The sequence below is a fragment of the Aeromonas sp. CD genome (genome assembly GCF_033349375.1).
Lineage (GTDB): Bacteria > Pseudomonadota > Gammaproteobacteria > Enterobacterales > Aeromonadaceae > Aeromonas > Aeromonas hydrophila.
This window is the reverse complement of sequence record NZ_CP137631.1, coordinates 248,155-269,412: the sequence shown is the minus strand read 5'-3', so window position 1 is coordinate 269,412 and position 21,258 is coordinate 248,155. Positions and strand designations below refer to the sequence as shown.

Annotated in this window: 18 protein-coding genes; 9 read left to right on the top strand and 9 right to left on the bottom strand. The window is 62.3% G+C overall.

Going from position 1 to position 21,258, the window contains the following annotated elements:
• Positions 1 to 246: 246 nt before the first annotated feature.
• The 3 genes from R2E40_RS01185 to R2E40_RS01175 all read left to right on the top strand — a co-directional run bounded on the left by R2E40_RS01185 (position 247) and on the right by R2E40_RS01175 (position 1,541).
• On the top strand, positions 247 to 423 hold the full coding sequence (locus tag R2E40_RS01185) for a hypothetical protein (RefSeq protein WP_017409769.1): 177 nt from the start codon (positions 247 to 249) through the stop codon (positions 421 to 423).
• Between the two features lie 100 nt (positions 424 to 523).
• On the top strand, positions 524 to 1,171 hold the full coding sequence (locus R2E40_RS01180; protein ID WP_011707757.1) for an AAA family ATPase: 648 nt from the start codon (positions 524 to 526) through the stop codon (positions 1,169 to 1,171).
• Between the two features lies 1 nt (position 1,172).
• A complete protein-coding gene (locus tag R2E40_RS01175) occupies positions 1,173 to 1,541 on the top strand; it encodes a hypothetical protein (protein WP_017409768.1) in 369 nt (122 codons plus the stop codon).
• 646 nt (positions 1,542 to 2,187) lie between these two features.
• On the opposite strand, the gene R2E40_RS01170 is transcribed toward R2E40_RS01175, so the two are convergent.
• The 6 genes from R2E40_RS01170 to R2E40_RS01145 form a co-directional block, all read right to left on the bottom strand.
• On the bottom strand, positions 2,188 to 3,921 hold the full coding sequence (locus tag R2E40_RS01170) for a methyl-accepting chemotaxis protein (RefSeq protein ID WP_024945173.1): 1,734 nt from the start codon (positions 3,919 to 3,921) through the stop codon (positions 2,188 to 2,190).
• 51 nt (positions 3,922 to 3,972) lie between these two features.
• The gene (gene mglC, locus R2E40_RS01165) at positions 3,973 to 4,983 is read right to left on the bottom strand and encodes a galactose/methyl galactoside ABC transporter permease MglC (protein ID WP_011707760.1); all 1,011 of its coding nucleotides are present in this window, start codon (positions 4,981 to 4,983) and stop codon (positions 3,973 to 3,975) included.
• A gap of 16 nt (positions 4,984 to 4,999) precedes the next feature.
• The gene (gene mglA / locus R2E40_RS01160; RefSeq protein ID WP_011707761.1) at positions 5,000 to 6,520 is read right to left on the bottom strand and encodes a galactose/methyl galactoside ABC transporter ATP-binding protein MglA; all 1,521 of its coding nucleotides are present in this window, start codon (positions 6,518 to 6,520) and stop codon (positions 5,000 to 5,002) included.
• 54 nt (positions 6,521 to 6,574) lie between these two features.
• A complete protein-coding gene (gene mglB / locus R2E40_RS01155; protein WP_318164572.1) occupies positions 6,575 to 7,561 on the bottom strand; it encodes a galactose/glucose ABC transporter substrate-binding protein MglB in 987 nt (328 codons plus the stop codon).
• 234 nt (positions 7,562 to 7,795) lie between these two features.
• Positions 7,796 to 10,870 (bottom strand): beta-galactosidase, encoded by a 3,075-nt coding sequence (locus tag R2E40_RS01150; RefSeq protein ID WP_318164571.1) that lies wholly within the window; start codon positions 10,868 to 10,870, stop codon positions 7,796 to 7,798.
• Between the two features lie 218 nt (positions 10,871 to 11,088).
• Complete coding sequence (locus R2E40_RS01145) at positions 11,089 to 12,093, bottom strand: substrate-binding domain-containing protein (RefSeq protein WP_011707764.1); 1,005 nt, start codon at positions 12,091 to 12,093, stop codon at positions 11,089 to 11,091.
• 204 nt (positions 12,094 to 12,297) lie between these two features.
• Here R2E40_RS01145 and galE point away from each other — a divergent pair, with 204 nt between their 5' ends.
• The 6 genes from galE to bacA all read left to right on the top strand — a co-directional run bounded on the left by galE (position 12,298) and on the right by bacA (position 18,974).
• Positions 12,298 to 13,311 carry a UDP-glucose 4-epimerase GalE gene (gene galE, locus R2E40_RS01140; RefSeq protein ID WP_318164570.1) on the top strand — a complete coding sequence of 338 codons (1,014 nt, stop codon included), beginning with the start codon at positions 12,298 to 12,300 and terminating at the stop codon, positions 13,309 to 13,311.
• Positions 13,312 to 13,418: 107 nt separating this feature from the next.
• Complete coding sequence (locus tag R2E40_RS01135; protein ID WP_318164569.1) at positions 13,419 to 14,468, top strand: UDP-glucose--hexose-1-phosphate uridylyltransferase; 1,050 nt, start codon at positions 13,419 to 13,421, stop codon at positions 14,466 to 14,468.
• A 103-nt stretch (positions 14,469 to 14,571) separates the two neighbouring features.
• Positions 14,572 to 15,720: a galactokinase gene (galK, locus tag R2E40_RS01130; protein WP_318164568.1), complete on the top strand. Its 1,149-nt coding sequence runs from the start codon at positions 14,572 to 14,574 to the stop codon at positions 15,718 to 15,720.
• A 64-nt stretch (positions 15,721 to 15,784) separates the two neighbouring features.
• A complete protein-coding gene (gene galM / locus R2E40_RS01125; protein ID WP_318164567.1) occupies positions 15,785 to 16,777 on the top strand; it encodes a galactose-1-epimerase in 993 nt (330 codons plus the stop codon).
• Between the two features lie 185 nt (positions 16,778 to 16,962).
• Positions 16,963 to 17,973 (top strand): aldo/keto reductase, encoded by a 1,011-nt coding sequence (locus R2E40_RS01120; RefSeq protein ID WP_318164566.1) that lies wholly within the window; start codon positions 16,963 to 16,965, stop codon positions 17,971 to 17,973.
• A gap of 185 nt (positions 17,974 to 18,158) precedes the next feature.
• Positions 18,159 to 18,974 (top strand): undecaprenyl-diphosphate phosphatase, encoded by an 816-nt coding sequence (gene bacA, locus R2E40_RS01115; protein ID WP_011707770.1) that lies wholly within the window; start codon positions 18,159 to 18,161, stop codon positions 18,972 to 18,974.
• A 61-nt stretch (positions 18,975 to 19,035) separates the two neighbouring features.
• Here bacA and R2E40_RS01110 read toward each other — a convergent pair whose 3' ends face one another.
• The 3 genes from R2E40_RS01110 to R2E40_RS01100 all read right to left on the bottom strand — a co-directional run bounded on the left by R2E40_RS01110 (position 19,036) and on the right by R2E40_RS01100 (position 20,962).
• Positions 19,036 to 19,701 (bottom strand): ChrR family anti-sigma-E factor, encoded by a 666-nt coding sequence (locus R2E40_RS01110; RefSeq protein WP_065475162.1) that lies wholly within the window; start codon positions 19,699 to 19,701, stop codon positions 19,036 to 19,038.
• On the bottom strand, positions 19,694 to 20,263 hold the full coding sequence (locus tag R2E40_RS01105) for a sigma-70 family RNA polymerase sigma factor (RefSeq protein WP_016352315.1): 570 nt from the start codon (positions 20,261 to 20,263) through the stop codon (positions 19,694 to 19,696). The genes R2E40_RS01110 and R2E40_RS01105 overlap by 8 nt, the downstream gene beginning before the upstream one ends.
• Positions 20,264 to 20,395: 132 nt before the next feature.
• A complete protein-coding gene (locus R2E40_RS01100; protein WP_318164565.1) occupies positions 20,396 to 20,962 on the bottom strand; it encodes an LON peptidase substrate-binding domain-containing protein in 567 nt (188 codons plus the stop codon).
• Between the last annotated feature and the right edge of the window lie 296 nt (positions 20,963 to 21,258).

The following is a 21,258-nucleotide window of genomic DNA, read 5'->3' as shown; positions in this document are numbered from 1 at the left end:
CAGATCATGGCATCTCGTCCAACCCGCTCGCGCAGGCCCGCTGCGGCGCACCTGCCGGCTCATCATTTATATGGATATGCACCCAGTCCGCATCTCGACCGTTAATTTTTCAGGACGCCTGCCATCAGCTCTTTTCAAACTTCTTTCATTAGTTGAATTTATTTCAGCACCTTGCGTCACCAACCACCTCGGCTTAACTCAGAAAGTGATCAGGATCACACCCGTTTTATCACCAAGGAGCTAACCATGAAGATCAAGTCACTGCTGTTGTTTGCAAGCCTGCTGCTGCCCATGACCCCTGCACTGGTCAGTGCAGAAGGGGCGCCGGCCATGCCGCTGGTGGTATGCCAGGTCGATAAGGCTCCCCAGATGCTGGTGCCGGCCTATGTCTGTCAGTGGTATGGCGGCAGCCAGCACTACTGAGAGTGAGAGCCCAAGAGGAGGCCACCTCCTCTTGGCTTGTCATGGCCCAACCCCCTCCTATACTCAATGCAGCTGTTTTTCATAGGGATAGGAGACGGTCATGATCCTGCTGGTCGGTGGCGAAAAAGGGGGGAGCGGCAAGAGTTGCCTGGCCCAGAATCTGGCGGTTTACCTCAGGACCCAGTTTCATGGCGAGGTGTTGCTGGTCGATTGCGATCCACAGCGCACCACCTCGGACTGGATCCAGGAGCGCAATGACAATCCGGACCTGCCCCAGATAAATTGTGTTCAGCTCTACGGCAACATCCGCAACGACCTGCTCAGCCTGAAGAACCGCTATGACTATCTCATCGTCGATTGCGGCGGCCAGGACAACCGGGCTCTGCGTTCCACCATGGCAGTTGCCACCCACGCCCTGATCCCGCTGCGCCCCAAACGCCGCGACCTCAAGACCTTGCCACACATGGAAGACCTCATCACCACCTGCAAGATGGTCAACCCCAGCCTGCGGGCAGCCGTGGTGCTGACCCAGTGCCCTGCCCTCCCCAACCAGGTGAAGCGGATCCTGGAGGCCAAGGAGGTGTGCTCTTCCTTCGGTGTCGACGTACTCAACTCCATTACCTATGGCCGCAATGTCTACGACGACAGCGAGGAGAAGGGGTTGTCGGTGATGGAAATAGAACCGGATGGCAAATCGGCGGAAGAGATCCGGGCCATCGCCAAGGAGTTTCTGGAGCTGGGGGTGTGAGATGGGCCTTGCCGACCTGAAGAAGAAACACAATCTGCATCATCAGAAGAAGTTCACCATTGACGAGTTCATCGAAGATGCTGACTTCTACGCCAAGGGCAAACCCAAGGTTGTCAGCCTGGAGCTGACTCTACATCGGGAGGAAGCCCTCACTGCACTCGCCTTCATCGAAAACGGTGAACACCTGAAACCCAGCTACAAAAAAGCGACCTTTTCCCTGAGTACCACGGCCATCGATGAGCTTGGCAGCCTGACCCAGCAGGATGGCATGAACAAATCCCTGTTGCTGCGTCTGTTTACCCATTACTTTTCCTCCTTGAGTCCGGAAGAGCGCCAAACCATCTATGAACGGCTTCAGGAACACAACTGACACGACGCTAGTGACACGTATTATCGCCCCCAGCTCACCGCGATCTGCTCCCCCTATCCCTTTCTGAACCCCGGTTAAACGGCGTGTGAGACATTCGCCACTCACCTCGTGAGCAAAGCGCCAAAAAAGCTCTCGCGATAGTCGGAAGATAGGATCAAAAAACCTGAACATAAACAAAACAAGGCATTGATTTAAAGTGAAATATATCGAAACAAGTTTCCTTCGTAACGAGATGCGTAAAAACGTTTTTCAATCTGCCGTTGTCGTGCCCCGTGAAATCCTTATAGTTACTCCTGCACGGACGCAATGAAGTCGGTCAGGAAGACTGGCTGCCAGGGTTGGGCAAATGGACTCACCACAGGATGTGGTAAAGGACACCTCCCAGGACGGAGAAAGTGCGACGGGAATGGATGACTCGTCAGGCCATGATGGCTAAAGGACACCCCAAAGGATTGGGAAGGGGAAACCTAAAGGAAGAGGTATAGTCAGGGATTGCAGGGAGCAACTTCGTTCAAGGACATGAGCGATAAGACTATCGGGGGCGACGCAAGTCGCCCCCATCTTTTTTGGGCATTTTTCACGTTTTTCTACAGATCTGTCACCCCGGCGCCAACGGCCAGGGTGCCCACGACCAGTCCGACCGACCTTACTCCAGCCGGAAGTGGCCCACAATCTCCCGCAGCCTGTCGTAGGTCTGCTGCATCGCGGCGGAGCTGGCTACCGTCTCCTCCCCGTTGTGAGTCAGCTGGCGGATCACCTCTGCAATCGCACTCATGTTGCGATTGATCTCTTCGGCTACCGCGCTCTGTTGTTCCGCCGCCGTGGCGATGTGGCTGATAAGATCGTTGATCTCCACCACCTCTCCCGCCATCAGATCCAGCGATTCATTGACCCGGGTGGTGTTCTCGGCGGCGCCCTGGCAACTCTGCTTGGTGTTGCTCATGGCATCCACTACCGTCTGGGTACCCCGCTGCAGGCTGGCCAGCATGGTCTGGATCTCCGCCGTGCTCTGCTGGGTGCGAGCGGCGAGGGAACGCACCTCGTCGGCCACCACCGCAAAACCGCGCCCCTGCTCGCCGGCCCGGGCCGCCTCAATGGCGGCGTTGAGGGCCAGCAGGTTGGTCTGCTCGGCTATGCTGCCGATAACCCCCAACACGGAGCCAATCTGCTGCACATCCTGCTGCATGGCTTCGATGGAGCGGGCAGTGGCCTCCACTTCGTCCACCAGCGCCATCACGCTGGCCATGGCCTGATCCACCACCTGGCGGGACTGGCTCGCCAGCTGCTGGCTCTGGCCGGTCAACTGGGCCGTGCTGGCTGCACTCTCCGACACCGAGACGGCGGTGCGACTCATCTCGTTGATGGCGGTCACCACCTGCTCGGTCTCCCGCACATGATCCGCCAGCAGGGACTGGGCGGCGCCGGTCTGGCTGGCCAGCCCCTCGATACCGCTGTTGAGCTGGCCACTGGCCTGCCGCACCTCGTTCATCATCTCCTGCAGCCGCTCGATGAAGCGGTTGATGCCGGCCGAAATCTGGCCCAGATCATCGGTACTGGTTACCGCCAGCCGACGGGTCAGGTCGCCGCTGCCACGGGAGAGCTCCAGCACCAGATCCCGCAGCGAAAGGATGGGACGGTAGGCGAGATTGAGCGCCAGTACGGCGAGCACCATCACCACCACCGCCACCCCGAGCAACGCCATGATGATCTGGCCGTTGAGCGCCTGGGTCATGGTACGGATGTAGTCGAGATCGATGTAGCCAGTCAGCGTCCAGCTGCTGCCACGGATATCCAGCGGATTGGGACGAGCCTCGTTCTCCCCCTGCGGCTTGCTGCTGTAGAGCACATTGCCCTGGCCATCGGCCAGCGAGAAGTAACGCCCCTCGCCGCTCACCTTCTCCAGCAGGTTCTTGAACTCGCTCATGTCGAGGTAATAAAGGTAGGCAGAGTCGGCCCCTCGCGGCACCAGAATGGAGATGACGGGCTTGCCATCTACCTGCTGCAGCGGGCTGACGGTGATCTGGTTGTTGGCGGCGGGGATCAGCTTGCGCAGCGCATCGACCTTGGCCGTATCGTTGATGACCCCGCTCACGTCGAACGCCATGTCGCCAATAACCTTGACGATATTGTGAAAGCCGGTCTCTTCCAGCGTCTTCTTGACGTTGGTCACCCCGAAGTTGAGGTTGGCAGCCAGCAGGATTTTTTGATTGATGTCGCTGGCCAGCTTCTCTTTGACCAGGGAGATCTGCTCGTTGATGTTCTGGGTGGCCTGGGTGCGGATGTAGGCGCTGATGAAGTGATTGACGCTGAACCAGGCAGTGCCGATGGTGACCAGAATGGCCAGCAGCAGCAAGACGTAAATCTTGACCTTGAATGGCATGGGATCCCTCCAGAAGAGAGGGCTGGCACTGCCAACCCTCTCTGCCAATCGTTATTTCTTCTTGGCGTACTTCATGGAGTCCAGCGCTACCGCCAGAATGATGATGCCGCCCTTGATGATGAACTGCCAGTAAGGGCTGACCCCGATATAGGTCAAACCATAGTTGATCAATGTAAAGATGAGTACCCCGGTGATCACCCCGGCAACCGTGCCCACCCCACCGGCAAACGACACCCCGCCCACCACGCAGGCGGCGATGGCATCGAGTTCATACATGAAGCCAAGGTTGTTGGTGGCACTGCCGATCCGGCCTGCTTCCAGCATACCGCCGAAGGCGTAGAACACCCCAGCCAGCGCATAGATCATCACTAGGTTGACTGCCACGTTGACGCCCGAAACCTTGGCGGCTTCCGGGTTGCCGCCGATGGCGAAGATGTTCTTGCCAAAGCGGGTCTTGTTCCACAGCACCCAGACGAACACGCTGGCGATGGCGGCGTAGAAGGTCAGATAGGATAGCTTGAAGCCACCCAGCTTGATGAACCCCTGCGCGAAGCTGGAGAAACGGGGGTCAAAACCGGCTACCGGCGAGGCGCCCACCGAGTCAAAGTAGAGGGAGTTGATGCCGTAGACGATGATCATGGTCCCCAGGGTGGTAATGAACGGGGTGACGTTCAGATAAGCCACGATGAGACCGTTGACCAGACCAATCAGGGCCCCCACCACGCACACCAGCAGGATCACCGCAGGAATGGGCACTTCGCCCAGGCTGGGAAACACCTTGTTGACGTTGGTCAGCGCCTGCAGCATGGTCGCCGCGATGAGTGCCGCTAGGCCGACCTGACGACCGGCCGACAGATCCGTACCCTGGGTGATGATGATGCCAGCCACCCCCAGCGCTATGATGACCCGTACCGAAGACTGGGTCAGGATGTTGCTGAAGTTGGTGAGACTCAGGAAGGAGGGTTCCTTGATCACGATGATCATGAGCAGCACCAGCAGCACCACGTAGATGCCGTTCTCCTTGAGCGCCCGCATCAGATTGAAATTTTTAGCCGACTCCATAAATGTCTTCCTGTCTCTAGAGGTACAGAGATGCCAGGCGCAGTATCTCGCTCTGGTCAGTTTCTTTGGTATTGACGATCCCGGCGACCCGGCCATTGCTCATGACCATGATGCGATCCGTGATGCCGAGCAGTTCGGGCATTTCCGACGAGATGATGATGATGCCCTTGTCCTTCTTCGCCAGCTCCAGGATGAGCTGATAGATCTCGAACTTGGCCCCCACGTCGATGCCGCGAGTCGGTTCGTCCAGCATCAGGATCTCCGGCTGGGTTAGCAGCCAGCGGCCGATGATCACCTTCTGCTGGTTGCCCCCCGAGAGGGAACCGATCTGGGTCTGCTGGGTCGGGGTCTTGACCCGCATGGAGTCGATGACCCACTGGGTATCGCTCTTCATCTTGTTGTCGCTGAGCAGCCCCATGGAACCCTTGTAGTTGTCCATGTTGGCGATCAGGGAGTTGAAGGCGATGTCGAGACGCGAGTAGATGCCGGTGGAGCGCCGCTCTTCGGTCACCAGTGCAAAGCCGTTGCGGATCGCCTCGTGGGCATTGTGGTTCGCCACCGGCTGACCGTGCAGCTTGATGATCCCTTCACTGCGATCACGGATGCCGAACAGGGTCTCGACGATGTCGGTACGCTTGGCCCCCACCAGTCCGGCGATGCCGAGGATCTCCCCCTTGTGCAGGTTGAAAGTGATGTCCTGAATGGAGGGTTGGTTCTTCGCCGTCAGGTGCTCGACTTCGAGGATCACCTCTTTCGGCTGGTTGGTCTTCTCCGGGAAGCGCTGGGTCAACTCACGGCCGACCATCATGCCGATGATCTGATCCATGGTCATGCCCTTGAGCGGCTGGGTTGCCACCCACTGGCCATCCCGCAATATGGTGATCTCGTCACACAGCTGGAAGATCTCTTCCATCTTGTGGGAGATGTAGACGATGCCGCAGCCCTTCTCCTTGAGCTTGTTGATGATCTTGAAGAGGTGGCTCACCTCTTTCTCGGTCAGCGAGGAGGTGGGCTCGTCCATGATGACGATCTTGGCGTCATAGGAGAACGCCTTGGCGATCTCGATCATCTGCATCTGGGAGACGGAGAGGGTACCGACCTTGACCCGCGGGTCGATGTCGATGTCCAGCTCGTCGAAGATATGCTTGGTGTCCTGATACATCTTGCCGTGGTCGACGAACAGCCCCTTGGTGGGATAGCGGCCAAGCCACATGTTGTCCATCACCGAGCGTTGCAGCACCAGGTTCAACTCCTGATGCACCATGGAGACGCCATTCTCCAGCGCCTCTTTGGAGGAGGTGAAGTTGATCTCCTGCCCCTTGAAGAAGATCTTGCCCTGATCCTTCTCGTAAATGCCGAACAGGCACTTGAGCAACGTGGATTTTCCTGCCCCGTTCTCGCCCATCAACGCATGCACAGAATGAGGACGGACCCGTAAATTGACATTATCGAGTGCCTTGACGCCGGGAAAGCTTTTACTGACGTCAATCATCTCCAACAGCCATTCTGATTGTTGCTGTGTTGTCATATCAGCCATCACATCTGGTTGAAACTGAGGGCAAGGGGAGACCCCTTGCCCGGGAGGAGGGAATTATTCGAATTTGGACAGGTTGTCAGCATCGACACCAACGTAGGGAACGCGCACAACCATGTTGACGATGTTCCACTTGGTGCCTTCACCGGCCGCTTTGCCTTCCGCCAGGTTCTTGGTCAGCTCGTAGGTCGCCTTGGCCTGGTTGGCGGCATCGTTCAGCACGGTACCGGCCATGGCGCCGCTCTTGACCAGAGCCAGCGCTTCCGGCAGGGCATCAACCCCGAATACCGGGATGGCGGTCTTGCCCTGGGCCTTCAGCGACTCGACGGCACCCATCGCCATGCCATCGTTGTTGGCGATGACCACTTCGATCTTGTTGGCATTGGGGCCGGAGATCCAGGCGTCCATCTTGTCCTTGGCCATGGCGGTATCCCACATACCGGTATCCATGTGCAGCTGCTCGGTCTTGATGCCGCCATCGTTCAGGGTCTTGATGACGTAGGTGGTGCGGGCTTCGGCATCGGGGTGACCCGGCTCGCCCTTGAGCAGCACGAACTGGATGACGCCGTCCTTGTTCAGATCCCAGGCCGGGTTGGCTTTCCAGTGCTTGGCGATCAGCTGACCCTGGATGATGCCTGACTCCTTGGAGTCGGTACCCACGTAGTAGGCCTTGTCATAGCTGGCGAGATCGGCAGCGCTCGGCTCCTTGTTGTAGAACACCACGGGCACATCCTCGCCACGGGCCTTCTCGATCACGACCGGGGCCGCCGCCGGGTCAACCAGGTTGATGGCCAGCACCTTCACGCCTTTGGCCAGCAGTACGTCGACCTGATCGTTCTGCTTGGACTGGTCATTCTGGGAGTCATTCATCAGCAGCTCCACCCCCGGGTTGGCCGCCGCTTCCTTCTCGATTGCCTTGCGCACTACCGCCATGAAGTTGTCGTCGTATTTGTAGACGGTCACCCCGATGCGGGTTTCGGCATGAGCAGTAGCCCCAGCCATCAGGCTCATCAGTACGGCGGCAATGGTCGTGATCTTTTTCATTGTTATGCTCCGATCTCTCTATCTGTTTTTGTAGGGAATGCTGTACACCAAGTGAACTGGCGCCAGCCTAATGTAATCAGTTTGTTGTATGACAATCTGTGATCATGACAACAAAATGAAAACGTTTACACTCTGTTACATAGCAATAAATCAATTAAAAATCATGCAGTTACATTTGATTGCTGAGACTAAAGCTCTGAACGAGACTCTTTCTTGTTAAGCAATCGCTCAGATTCAGCGTAGAACACAGTTCCAATAGTAGCCGCCCGGCTGCAACCAATATTCCGGCCGCACGCTCTGGCTCCAGGAGTCATCGCCCCCAATCCCCATATGAAAGCCATCGAGACAGAGGTGCAGCCCTCCCTCGGCCACCAGATCGGTCTGGTGGCGGGCCTGTGCCAGCTGCTGCTGACTGAAGCGGCTCAAGCTGAAATGGAACAGCCCCTCGACCTCGACACTACCCAGTTGCAGCTGGCGGGTGTCACAGCGCAGTCCGTTGTCGGTCGGGAACACATACGCGGTGTGTAGCGCATCGAGCGACGACTGCCAGCGACCGAGGTCGGCAGCCAGTAGGCGATCCGGATAGTTCTCGTGCGGACCGCGCCCCAGCCAGCTCACCTCTCCTGCCGCCAGCACTTCGTCGGCCAGCCAGAGCCGGGCGCCGATGCGCGGCAGAGAGGGCATCTCGGCCGCTACCTCCACTTCGATGGCGAGGCGCATGGCCCCATCCTGATCGAACTCGTGGCGCCAGCGGGTCAGCAGCTTGAGCGCCTCGCCGACGAAGTAGCCGTGACACACCGTCACAACCCCTTGGTCAGGGCTCACTACCAGATCGAGGCAGCGATGCTGCAACTCATTGAGCCCGGCCTCCTGCCAGCGAGCGATCCAGGCGTTGGGATCGGCGTGGTCCGCTTCGCTGGTACCGATGTCGTTGTCGAGCGGTGCCCGATAGAAGTGATCGGCGATCGCCTCCTTCAGCTGCTCGCGCCCCAGCTTGCACCAGCTGTGGACGCGGCCGCTGGCCTTGTCCAACCGCCACTCGCTGGCGGCCGCCCGGATCTGCCAGCCATCCGCCAGCTCGATGAAGGTGGCCGGCGTGCGGGCGACAGGCAGTGCCAGCGGCGCAGGCAACATGTATTGCTGGCGCGCCACCTCGTGACCGGCCGCAGACCAGGGCGTGGCGGCAGGCTGCACGATGGCGAGATCCAGCCAGGCGAGCGCCCCCGGCGCAAAGGCCGGCAACCGCTCCAGCAGAGTCAGCGTCATGCTGCCCTGCGGTGCCAGGGTGAGTGGGCATTCACCCTGGCTCACCACCATGCCGCCTTCGCACAGCCGCCACTGCAACCGCTCGTTGTCCGTCTCGCGAAACAGGTACTCGCTGCGGATCTCGACCGTCAGCGGTTGCCGCTCGAGCAGCCTCAACTCGAACGGCTGCTGGGCACGTTTTGCCTCAAACAGGGCGGGATGGGGGGTGCGGTCAGGGAACACCAAACCGTTGCAGCAGAACTGGCGATCATTCGGGGTATCGCCGAAATCACCGCCATAGGCCCAGAAATGGCGGCCGTCATCGGTCAGCTTGTCCAGTCCCTGATCGACCCAGTCCCAGACGAAACCACCCTGCAGCCGCGGATGATCGCGAAATGCCTGCCAGTAGTGGGCATAGCCCCCCAGGCTGTTGCCCATGGCGTGGGCGTATTCACACAGGATCAGCGGGCGGGTCTCGCCCGGCAGGCCAATCCACTTGGCCAGCGCCCACTTGGGCACCGCCGGGAAGGGCTGATCCTGATGGGTGCGGGCATACATGGGGCAGATGATGTCGGTGGCCGGCGTATCGGCCCCCCCCCCTTCGTATTGCACCGGACGGCTCGGATCCGCCCGCTTGACCCAGCCATACATGGCATCATGGGCCGGGCCGTAACCCGACTCGTTGCCAAGGGACCAGATGATGATGCTGGGGTGGTTGAAGTCGCGAGCCACCATGCGGGTCACCCGCTCTAGGAAGGCGTTGCTCCAGGCGGGATCCCGCGCCAGCCGCCCCATGGGGGTCATGCCGTGGGTCTCCAGGTTCGCCTCGTCCACCACGTAGAGGCCGAGCCGGTCGCACAGCCGATAAAGCTCGGGGTGATTGGGGTAATGAGAGCAGCGCACCGCGTTGAAGTTGTGCCGTTTCATCAACAGCAGATCCTGCTCGATGGCGGCGGGGGTCACCACATGACCGCTGGCCGCATCGTGTTCGTGACGGTTGGCGCCGCGAATGAGCAGCGGCTGGCCGTTGACCCGCAGCAGGCCGCCACGGATCTCCACCGCCCGAAAGCCCACGTCATAGGCTTCGCTCTCGATGGGCTCCCCCTGCTCGTCCAGCAGAGTCAGGGTAAGGCGATAGAGGTGGGGGGTCTCGGCACTCCACTTGCGCGGGGCCGCCACCTCGAGCCAGCACTCGGCACGATCGTCATACGCCCCTTTCTCGTCAATGGCTTGCGTGCCGATCGGCTGGCGCAGAGTCGCCACCCGCTCACCGCCGTCATAGAGGCAGGCCGCCACCGACAAACCGGCCCCATTGGCCGCCTGCAGCGCGATCTTGAGGCGGCCATCGCGATAGCAGGCGTCCAGCTCTGGGGTGACCCGGATGTCCATCAGATGACGGACCGGTTTGTGCAGCAGGCTGACGGAGCGGAAGATGCCGCTCATGCGCCACATGTCCTGATCTTCCAGATAGGAGCCGTCGGACCAGCGCAGCACCAGCACTGCCAGCCGGTTGTCACCGCCGCAGAGGAAAGAGGTCAGGTCAAATTCGGCAGGCAGCCGGCTGTCCTGGGAGTAACCGACCCAGCGACCGTTGCAGAAGAGGTGAAAGGCGCTGTCCACCCCGTCGAAGATGATCCGGGTCTGGCCGCTGGCGAGCCAGTCGGCCGGCACGCTGAACTCGCGGGAGTAGCAGCCGGTGGGATTCTCGGTCGGCACCCGCGGTGGATCGCACGGGAAGGGATACTTGATGTTGGTGTAGATGGGCACATCCGTCGCAGGCCGCAACCCTGGGTAGGCCGCAGCCAGCTGCCAGTTGCCAGGCACCTTGATGGGACAGACATCCGGCAGATCCTGCGCCAGCCACTGCTCCGGCACCAGCTCGGGCGCCGCGAAGAAGGAGAAACGCCACTCCCCATCCAGCAGGGTGCGCGATGGCGAGGCGAGATCATCCCGCGCCGCGGTTTCGCTGCGCCAGCTGAACAAGGGGGTATGGGCAGGCAACCGATTCACCGCGGTAATCGCCTGGGTCTGCCAGTCCTGACGGGCCACTATCTCCCTGAGCATTCTTCTCTCTCCCTGCATGAACGCCGAAAACGTATGCAGTGTAGGGGAGTTTTGCCCGGTGATCGGCGATCTCGCTCACACAGATGTAAACGATTACACTAAATTTGTTAAGTAAAACAGGGTAAAAATGTGCTAAATGCAGGTAAAAGGCGAAGGCTCCGGATCAGGCGCCGCAAAAACGGCGATCCGGAGCGATAAACGGAGGTAAATGAAAGGGATCAGCTTCGAACGGGCGCCACCGAGTGGCGGTTGATCAGGGTCGGGGTGTAAATGCGGCTCTGCACCGCCTCGCTTTCGCCCGCCGCCAGCTGCAGAGCCAGCTTGGCCGCCTGGGCTGCCATCAGTTCAACCGGATAGCGCATGGTGGAGAGCTTGGGGCGCAGGTATCTGGCATAGATGATGTCATCGAAGCCCACCACCGACACCTCCTCCGGCACCTTGAGGCCGTTGTCCGCCAGCACCGAGATGGCCCCCGCCGCCATGGCATCGTTGTAGGCCACCACGGCCGTGATAGGCAGCCCCTTGGCCAGCAAGTTGAGCATGGCGCGCTCGCCGCCCTCCTCGTTGGGCATGCCGCTCTCCACCAGCTCGGGATCGGCGCGCAGCCCTGCCTCGGCCAGCGCATCCTGATAGCCCTGCAGCCGCAGGATGGCATCCTCGATGGCGTGATCCGAACTGAGGAAGGCGATGTGGCGGTGGCCCAGCTCCAGCAGATGGCGGGTCGCCGTGGCGGCCCCCTGCCGGTTGTTGAGGGCGATGCAACGCCCCTTGAGTGCCGGGATGTCGCGGTTGATCAGCACCATGCCGGGCACCCGCAGCGCGTAGTCGATCAACTCCTCGTCGCTCAGCGCCTTGCTGTGCACCACCAGCGCCTCGCAGCGCTTGCCGATCAGCAGTTCGATGGATTCGCGCTCCTGCCGTGCCTTGTGAAAACCATTACCCATCAACAGGTGCAGGCCCTGTTCCACCGCCACTGCGGCCACCCCCTTGACCAGGGCACCGAAGAAGGGATCCGCCACGTCGCCCACCAGCACCCCCATGGTGTCACAGGTCTGGCTGACCAGTGCCCGCGCGTTGGCATTGGGGGTGTAGCCCAGTTCGGCCATGGCCTTCTGCACCACCTCGCGGGAGGCGGCGCTGGCCTTGGGTGAGTTGTTCATCACCCGTGAAACCGTTGCCACCGATACGTTGGCCAAACGGGCGACATCCTTGATGGTACTCATGCTGTTTTCACTTATTTCACGGCTCGGGATGGCGCCATTATACCGAGCAATGTCACTGATAACAGGGGGGAAAACCATATTGCTGAAATGATGACCACCAAAACAAGTGTAATCGTTTACACATATTTGTTAGCCAGTTCACAGTTTGCCCGCCGGCCCCTCGGCTAGACTCCTTCACAGGCTTTTTTCAGCGTGGAGATGAGGATGAAAGTACTGGTCACCGGCGGCTGCGGCTACATCGGCAGCCACACCTGCCTGGCACTGCAAGCGGCTGGCATGGAGCCCGTGGTGGTGGACAACCTCTGCAACAGCAAGGCGGGCGTACTGGCTCGCATCGCCGCCATTAGCGGGCGCGAGCCCCGCTTCTATCAGGGGGACATCCGTGACCCGGCCCTGCTGGATTGCATCTTCAGCGAGCAACGGATCGACGCCGTGATCCACTTCGCCGCCCTCAAGGCGGTCGGCGAGTCCACCCGCCTCCCCCTCGCATACTACGAGAACAACCTGAGCGGCACCCTGATATTGCTGCAGGCGATGCAGCGGGCCGGCGTCCATAACCTGGTGTTCAGCTCGTCGGCCACCGTCTACGGCGACCCGGCCAGCACACCCATCCGGGAAGATTTCCCACGCAGCGCCACCAACCCCTACGGCCGATCCAAGCTAATCATCGAAGAGATCCTAGAGGATCTGCAGCGGGCCGAGCCGCACTGGAGCATGACCCTGCTGCGCTACTTCAACCCGGTCGGCGCCCACGAGTCGGGCACCATGGGGGAAGATCCCCAGGGGATCCCCAACAACCTCATGCCGTTTTTGACCCAGGTCGCCATCGGCCGACGCGACTGCCTTTCCATCTTTGGTAACGATTACCCCACCGTCGACGGCACCGGCGTGCGCGACTACATCCACGTGATGGATCTCGCCGAGGGGCACGTCAAGGCGTTGCAGCACTGCGCCAGCAAGGGTGGCGTACACGTCTACAACCTGGGCACGGGCCAGGGCCAGAGCGTGTTGCAGATGGTCACGGCGTTCGAGACGGCCTGCGGCCGCCCCTTGCCCTATCGCATCGAACCAAGACGCCCCGGCGACATCGCCGAATGCTGGGCCGATCCCGCCAAGGCCGAGCGCGAGCTGGGCTGGCGTGCCCGGCGGGATCTGGCCGCCATGTGCGCCGACAGCTGGCGCTGGCAATCCGCCAACCCCCAGGGGTACGAGGCGTGATGTCCGTTTTGCTCCCTTCTCCCGTCGCGGGAGAGGGGCCACAGATGAGCGGCGCACCTGCCCTCATCACTGCCCGCAATTCCTTTTATTGAGCTTGAGGAGTGATGATGTTCAACCCGGTTGATCACCCCCACCGTCGTTTCAACCCGCTGACCGGCCAATACGTGCTGGTCTCCCCTCACAGGGCCAAGCGCCCCTGGCAGGGCCAGGTAGAGAAGGTGAGCCAGGCGCCGAGCCAGGCCCATGACCCCGACTGCTTCCTCTGTGCCGGCAACAAGCGCGTCACAGGCGACCAGAATCCCGACTATCGGGACACCTTCGTCTTTACCAACGACTTCGCCGCCCTGATGCAGGACACCCCGGCCGCCAGTGGCCCGCAGGATCCCCTGATCAAGCTGGAAGCCGCCCGTGGCACCAGCCGGGTCATCTGCTTCTCGCCGGATCACGGCAAGACCCTGCCCGAACTGCCCCTGCCTGCCATCGAGCAGGTGATCACCACCTGGATGGAGCAGGTGGCCGAGCTGTCGGCCCAGTGGGAGTGGGTGCAGGTGTTTGAAAACAAGGGCGCCGTCATGGGCTGCTCCAACCCTCATCCCCACGGTCAGCTGTGGGGCAGCGACTTCCTGCCCAATGAAATTGCCCGCGAAGAGCAGCACCAGCGCGACTGGCTGGCGGAGCACGGCCGCCCGCTGCTGGTCGACTACGTGGAGCGGGAGCTGCAAGATCGCTCCCGCATCGTGGTGGAGACCGCCCACTGGCTGGCGGTAGTTCCCTTCTGGGCGGCCTGGCCGTTCGAGACCCTGCTGCTGCCCAAGCGCCACGTTCCCTCCCTGCTCGACCTCACTCCCGAGCTGCAGCAGGATCTGGCCATCGCGCTCAAGGAGCTCACCAGCCGCTACGACAACCTGTTCGAGTGCAGCTTCCCCTACTCCATGGGCTGGCACTTTGCCCCGCCCCGCTCCGACTGCCCAGAGGCGTGGCAACTGCACGCCCACTTCTATCCGCCGCTGCTGCGCTCCGCCACGGTGCGCAAATTTATGGTGGGCTTCGAGATGCTGGCCGAGACCCAGCGTGACCTTACCCCGGAACAAGCCGCGGAACGGCTGCGCGCCCTGTCCCCCATTCATTACAACCAGGCTGACGGGGAGAAGCGATGAAACCCAGTCAATGTGTTCCGACCCCGGAACAAGCGGCGGAACGACTGCGCGCCCTGTCACCCATTCATTACAACCAGACCAATCAGGCCAACGAGGAGGCCCTATGACCCCGAGCCAGCGCGTCAGCGCCGTGTTTGCCGAGCAGTTTGAGCAACAACCCGACCTGCTGGTGCGGGCCCCCGGCCGCGTCAACCTCATCGGCGAGCACACCGACTACAACGACGGCTTCGTGCTGCCCTGCGCCATCGACTACGAGACCTGCGTCGCCATCGGCCTGCGCGATGACAGCCTGGTGCACGTGATCGCCGCCGACTACGGCAACCAGCGCGACCTGTTCGATCTCGACCAGCCCATCGGCCACCATGCCGACCAGCGCTGGAGCGACTACATCCGCGGGGTAGTGAAGTACCTGCAGGAGCGGGGCTATCCGCTGCGCGGCCTCAATCTGGTGGTCTCCGGCAACGTGCCGCAGGGGGCCGGCCTCTCCTCTTCCGCCTCGCTGGAGGTGGCCATCGGCCAGGCTTTCAAGGAGGCACTGGGGCTCGCCATCAGCCAGGCCGAGATTGCCCTCAACGGCCAGCAGGCGGAGAACCAGTTCGTCGGCTGCAACTGCGGCATCATGGACCAGATGATCTCCGCCAGCGGCAAACAGGATCATGCCCTGCTGCTCGACTGCCGCTCGCTGGAAACCCGGCTCATCCCCATGCCCACCGATCTGGCGGTGCTGATCGTCAACTCCAACGTGCGCCGCGGCCTGGTGGACAGCGAATACAACACCCGCCGCCAGCAGTGCGAAGCCGCCGCCCGTCACTACGGGGTCAAGGCGCTGCGCGATCTGGATCTGGCGGCGCTGGAAGCGGGCAAGGCCGGGCTGGATGAGGTCTGTTACCGCCGTGCCCGTCACGTGGTGGGCGACAACAGCCGCACTCTGGCCGCCGCCGATGCGCTGGCGCAAGGGGATCTGGTGCGCCTCGGCGAGCTGATGGCCGACTCCCACGCCGCCATGCGCGATGACTTCGAAATTACCGTGCCCGCCATCGACGGTCTGGTGGAGATCATCAAGGCCAGGATCGGCACCGAGGGCGGCGTGCGGATGACCGGCGGCGGCTTCGGTGGCTGCGTGGTCGCCCTGCTGCACCCCGACAAGGTGGCCGAGGTGATCGCCGCGGTCGATGCCGAGTACCCGGCCCGCTTCGGCCTCAAGGCCGACAGCTACGTCTGCCGCGCCAGCGCAGGGGCGGGAAAACTATGAGCTCATTGATGATGCAGGCCGACGGCGACGTCTGCCGGATCGGCAACACAGGTGCAGGCACACTATGAGCGATGCCATGATCCCGTTCGAGCTGGAAAATGAGGAGGGGCTGCGCCTGCACGGCCTCGATTTCGGCGCCACCCTCACCTCCCTCACCCTGCCAGTGGCGGGCGGGCGCCGTGAAGTGCTGCTGGGCTGCACCGATGAGGCCTACCCCGCTCAGCAGGTGTGGCTGGGGGCGGTGGCGGGCCGCTTTGCCAACCGCATCGGCGGCGCCGAGCTGCTGCGCGACGGCCAGCGCTGGCCGCTGGATGCCAACCAGTCACCCCACTGCCTGCACGGCGGACGGGCGGGGTTTCATCGCCAGCAGTGGCAGATCAAGGAGTGGGAGGCGGACCGGGTCAGGCTGACCCTGCTCTCCCGAGCGGGGGATCAGGGCTTTCCCGGCAACCTGCGGGTCACGCTGGAGTACCGGCTGGAGCAGTGCGATCTGGTGGTGGATTTCGTCGCCAGCACGGATGCCGCGACCCCGGTCAGCCTCACCAGCCACACCTACTTCAATCTCGATGGACAAGCCGCCGATGGCGATGTGCGCGGCCACCTCATCCGCCTCAATGCCGACCGTTTCCTGCCGACCGACCAAAGCGGGCTCCCGCTCGCGATCGCACCGGTGGAGGGGCCGTTCGATCTGCGCCACGAACGCCTTATTGGACAAGATTGGCTGAGCCACCCTCAGCAGCAACAGGCCAAGGGGTATGACCACGCCTTTGTGCTCAACGGGCCGACCGCCGAGTGCGCGGCGCGGGTGGTCTCGGGGGATCGCCAGCTGGCGATGGAGGTCTATACCAACCAACCCTCGCTGCAGTTCTACACCGGCAACTGGCTGGCCAATACGCCAGCACGCGATGGCCGACTCCATCAGGATCACGCCGGCTTCTGTCTGGAGGCCCAGCAGCTGCCGGACAGCCCCAACCGGCCAGAGCTGGGGGATCCCTGGCTGTTGCCGGGACAGACTTATCGTCACCAGACCCGTTATCGCTTTATCGCCGCCAGCTGACCCTAGCGCCCTCCGCCAAGCCTGCGCTGACCACCACAGGCGAGGCCGGGGCGGCGTCACCGTTTCGCGGCACTCTGGCTACACGCTGGCCCCGCGCGCTCTTCTCCACGCCCACATGGCGGATGAAGAGGGCGCGGGGTCACCCGTCACATCCGCTCGCACACAAGTTCACGCAAGGAGTCGTTATGGATGATCACTACCTCGCCGCCCCCGACCGCTATCAGCGCCAGCCCTATCGACCCGCCGGTCGCCACGGCCTGCGTCTGCCTGGCATCGGTCTCGGGCTCTGGCACAACTTCGGCGCCGAGTGCGATCCCGCCACCGCGAAAGCCATGGTGCACCAGGCGTTCGACCTGGGTATCACCCACTTCGATCTGGCCAACAACTACGGGCCGCCGCCGGGGTCGGCCGAGATCACCTTCGGCAAGCTGCTCAAGGGGAGCCTGGCTCCCTATCGGGACGAGCTCATCATCGCCAGCAAGGCGGGGTACATCATGTGGGATGGCCCCTACGGCGATGGCGGCAGCGCCAAATACCTGTTTGCCAGCCTGCACCAGAGCCTGCGCCGGCTCGGCCTCGACTACGTGGACATCTTCTATCACCACAGGCCGGATCCGCGCACCCCACTGGAGGAGACCTGTCAGGCGCTGGCCCTGATGGTTCGTCAGGGCAAGGCGCTCTACGTCGGCCTCTCCAACTACCCGGCCCCGCTCGCCGCACAGGCCGCCGCCCGGCTGGCGGAACTGGGCACCCCCTGTCTGGTCAATCAGCTCAAATACTCCCTGTTCCAGCGCGATATTGAAGCCGAAACCCTGCCGGTCTGCCGCGAGCACGGCATGGGGGCGGTCGCCTTCTCCCCGCTGGCCGGCGGGCTGCTGAGCGATCGCTACCTGGCGGGCATTCCAGCGGATTCGCGCGCCGCCAGTGCCAGCCCCTTCCTCAAGCCCGAACAGATCACCGCCGGCAAGCTGGCCACCATCCGTGCCCTGCACGCGCTGGCGCAGCAGCGGGACCAACCACTGTCGCAACTGGCGCTGCAGTGGGTGCTGCGCGACTCTGTAGTGAGCTGCGCCCTGATCGGTGCCAGCAGCCCGCAGCAGATTGTCAGCGCGGTGGAAGCCCAGGCCCAACCCCCGCTGGATGCGGCGCTGCTGCAGCAAATCGAGGGGATCCTGGCCAGCCAGGGCACCGCCTGATCGAGGCCAAGGCCGACAGCGAACATATCTGACCCAAACGAAAACCATCGCCCCGCCGTCGCTCCCGCCGGCGGGGCCTGGCGCCGACACAATATTCACTGGTTGCCCGCCCGATTTTCCTCCATCATTGGTCGCCCCTGGCTCGGGGCGACTTCATCCAGACCAATAACCAAGAGATCTGAAACATGACAGAGTCTTACGCCCTGTTTGTCGCCTTCGTGCTGGGCATAGTGGAGGGCCTGACCGAGTTCCTCCCCGTTTCCTCCACCGGCCACATGATCATCGTCGGCCACCTGCTTGGCTTCGACGGCCCCAAGGCTGCCACCTTCGAAGTGGTGATCCAGATGGGCTCCATCCTGGCGGTGGTCGCCGTATTCTGGCGCCGCCTGTTCGGCCTGATCGGTATCCACTTCGGCCAGAAACCGGCGCAGGGACACGCCACCCTCTCGCTGGTGCACATCATCCTCGGCATGCTGCCCGCCGTGATCATCGGCCTCGCCATCCACAGCTGGATCAAGGCCCATCTGTTCGGCCCGCAAACCGTGATGTACGCTCTGGTGGCCGGCGGTATCCTGCTGATCATCGCCGAGAAGTTCCGCCCGGCAGTGCGCTCCGAAACCCTGGACGACATCAGCTACAAGCAGGCGCTCGGTATCGGTCTGTTCCAGTGTCTGGCGCTCTGGCCCGGTTTCTCCCGCTCCGGTGCCACCATCAGCGGTGGCATGCTGATGGGGATCAGCCGCCAGGCGGCGGCCGAGTTCTCCTTCATCCTGGCGGTGCCCATGATGGTGGCGGCCAGCGGACTGGATCTCTACAAGAGCCGGGATCTGCTCTCCATGGCCGACTTCCCCATGTTCGCGGTGGGCTTCATCACCGCCTTCGTGGTGGCCATGATCGCCATCAAGACCTTCCTGGCGCTGATCCGTCGCCTCGACTTCATCCCGTTCGCCATCTACCGCTTCGTGGTGGCCTTCGCCGTCTATCTGGTGTTCGTCGCCTGATCCGGCCGCGACACCATGCAAAAAGGGACCACGAGGGTCCCTTTTTTATTGCCGCCATGGCTCAGTAGAGACGATGGCTGATGCCGTTGAGCAGCCGCGACAACCCCTTGGTGAACTGGACCGGCGCATCCTGCACCGTGTAGCAGAGGCAGCCGTCCGGGGTGTGCGGACTGTGGGCGTGGCTGGCATCGCGCCAGATGAAATCCCCGGCCTGATAGCGGGTGTCGCCATCTTCGATGGTGCCCGCCAGCAGCAGCGTCAGCTCGTAACCCTTGTGGGTGTGCTCCGGGATGCGGCCACCCGCCTCTATGTGCAGCAGGCTGGCGCGGGCCCCCTGCTCGTCGAGCGGCAGGCTCACCTGCCGGATGGCGCCGATGTGGCGCCAGCTGGGGGCGTGATGACGGGCCAGCACCCGCGGCAACCGGTACGACTGGCCCGCCACCTGCAGCTCGGGCTGGACCGCCGCCGACTGACTCAACGCGGCCGCACTGGCCACCGGCTGCTGCAGGATGCCGGCCAGCATGGCATCGAACGCCGCCGGCAAGGGCTCGCACTCTTCGGTGGGCGCCAGGTATTGCCGGGCCAGCTCCTCTTCGCAGGCCCGCAGGCGGGCCGCGCAATCGGGGCAGAGCTCGCAGTGAGCGGAAACGCCGACGGCCAGCGGCAGGGGCAGTTCGTCGGCGGCAAAGGCGCGCAACATGGCCTGAACGGGATGGGCTTTAATCATGGCCTTGCTCCACTTGTTCCTTCAATTTTTGTAATGCCAGTCTGAGGCGGGATTTGATGGTGCCGAGCGGCACGCCGAGCCGGTCTGCCAGCTCCTGCTGGGAGAGCTCCTGCAGATAGATGCCGCGCACCACCTGCTGCTGCGGTTCCGGCAGGGTGCCCACGTAATGGGCCATCTGGCGGGTCAGCACGGCGTCTTCGCCGCCGCTCAGGTGCTCCTCTTCCGCCCTGAACTCCAGCATGGGCCACAGCTCCTCGGCACAGAGTTCTTCCTTGCTGGCGCGGCGTCGGCGCAGCATGTCGAAGCCCTGATTGCGCATGACGGTGTAGATCCAGGTGGTGGCAGCCCCCTTGTCGGGGTGATAGAGCCGGGCCTTCTGCCACACCAGCAGCATGGTCTCCTGTACCAGCTCCATGGCGTTGGCCTCGCTGCCGAGGTGGCGCAGCCCGTAGCTGCGGATGCGCGGGGCAAAGTGCTGGAACAGGGTGGCGAAGGCGGCCTTGTCGCCATGCTCGGCCACCCGCACCAGCAGGGATTTCAGATCGCCGGCGGGGTCATCCATGGGGGGCGATATCCTGTGCGGAGTCGATTGTGATTGGCCAGTATATGCCATGGCGCCGTACCTTGAAGAGGGTGATGAGTGCCAATACGTGCGCCGCGGCAAAAGGATCACCGGTGCAGTATCAAAGAGGGCTCAGTGGCTGGCGACCAGCAACCCGCTCAGCAGGGAGAGCGCCGGCTGGTTGTCTTCCGCCGCCACCAGCCACTGCTTCTGCTCCACCGGAATCGGCAGCACCTCCAGCCAGCGCTGGGCCACCCAGCTGGCATCGCCCCAGTCGGGGTTGCGATAGAGGGCCGCGTATTCCGGGTAGTCCTCGAACACCTCCTGCAGCGCCCTGGCCAGCGAGTGCTGGTCGGCATTGAGCCGGCCGGTGCGCCAGGGGGGCAATGGCTCCACCTCCCCAAGCCGCAAGCCGTCTGCCTCCTGCCACAGATCGGTGATCCTGACCCGCTCCATGCCAAGCACAGTGATGCCGAGCAGACCGTCCGGCAGTTGATCGAAGTCGACGATCCGCACCCGGGTGGCGATGGGATACATGTTGCGCAGCGCATCCGGCTGGCGGGGATCCAGCATGCAGAGGGCGAAGCCCTCATCCCCCGCCTGGGCTATCATGCGCTGGTATCTGGGCTCGAAGATGCGCAGCTGCATGATGCCGCCGGGCAACAGATGGGCCGAGAGGGGAAACAGCGCCAGTTTCATCGACAGATTCCTCGGTAAAAGGTCCCTGTTGATACGACCGTGCCGACGGGGCAGATCATTCAGAACGAGTTGGAATAAAAAACCCCTTAACAATCAGGGGAAAATAGCCTGGACAAGCCGCTTCGATATGCAGTAGAAATGGATAAGCACCACAATTTCCGTCCAATATTCTGGATTACGGTGCCAAATGCAGTGAAATATCCGCCCGTCCAACTCCGGCGGGCCGTCCCTATAGTTTTCTCGGGCCGATGCGGGTAAAATTCACGCCCTTATATATCAGTCATTTTTCGACGCGC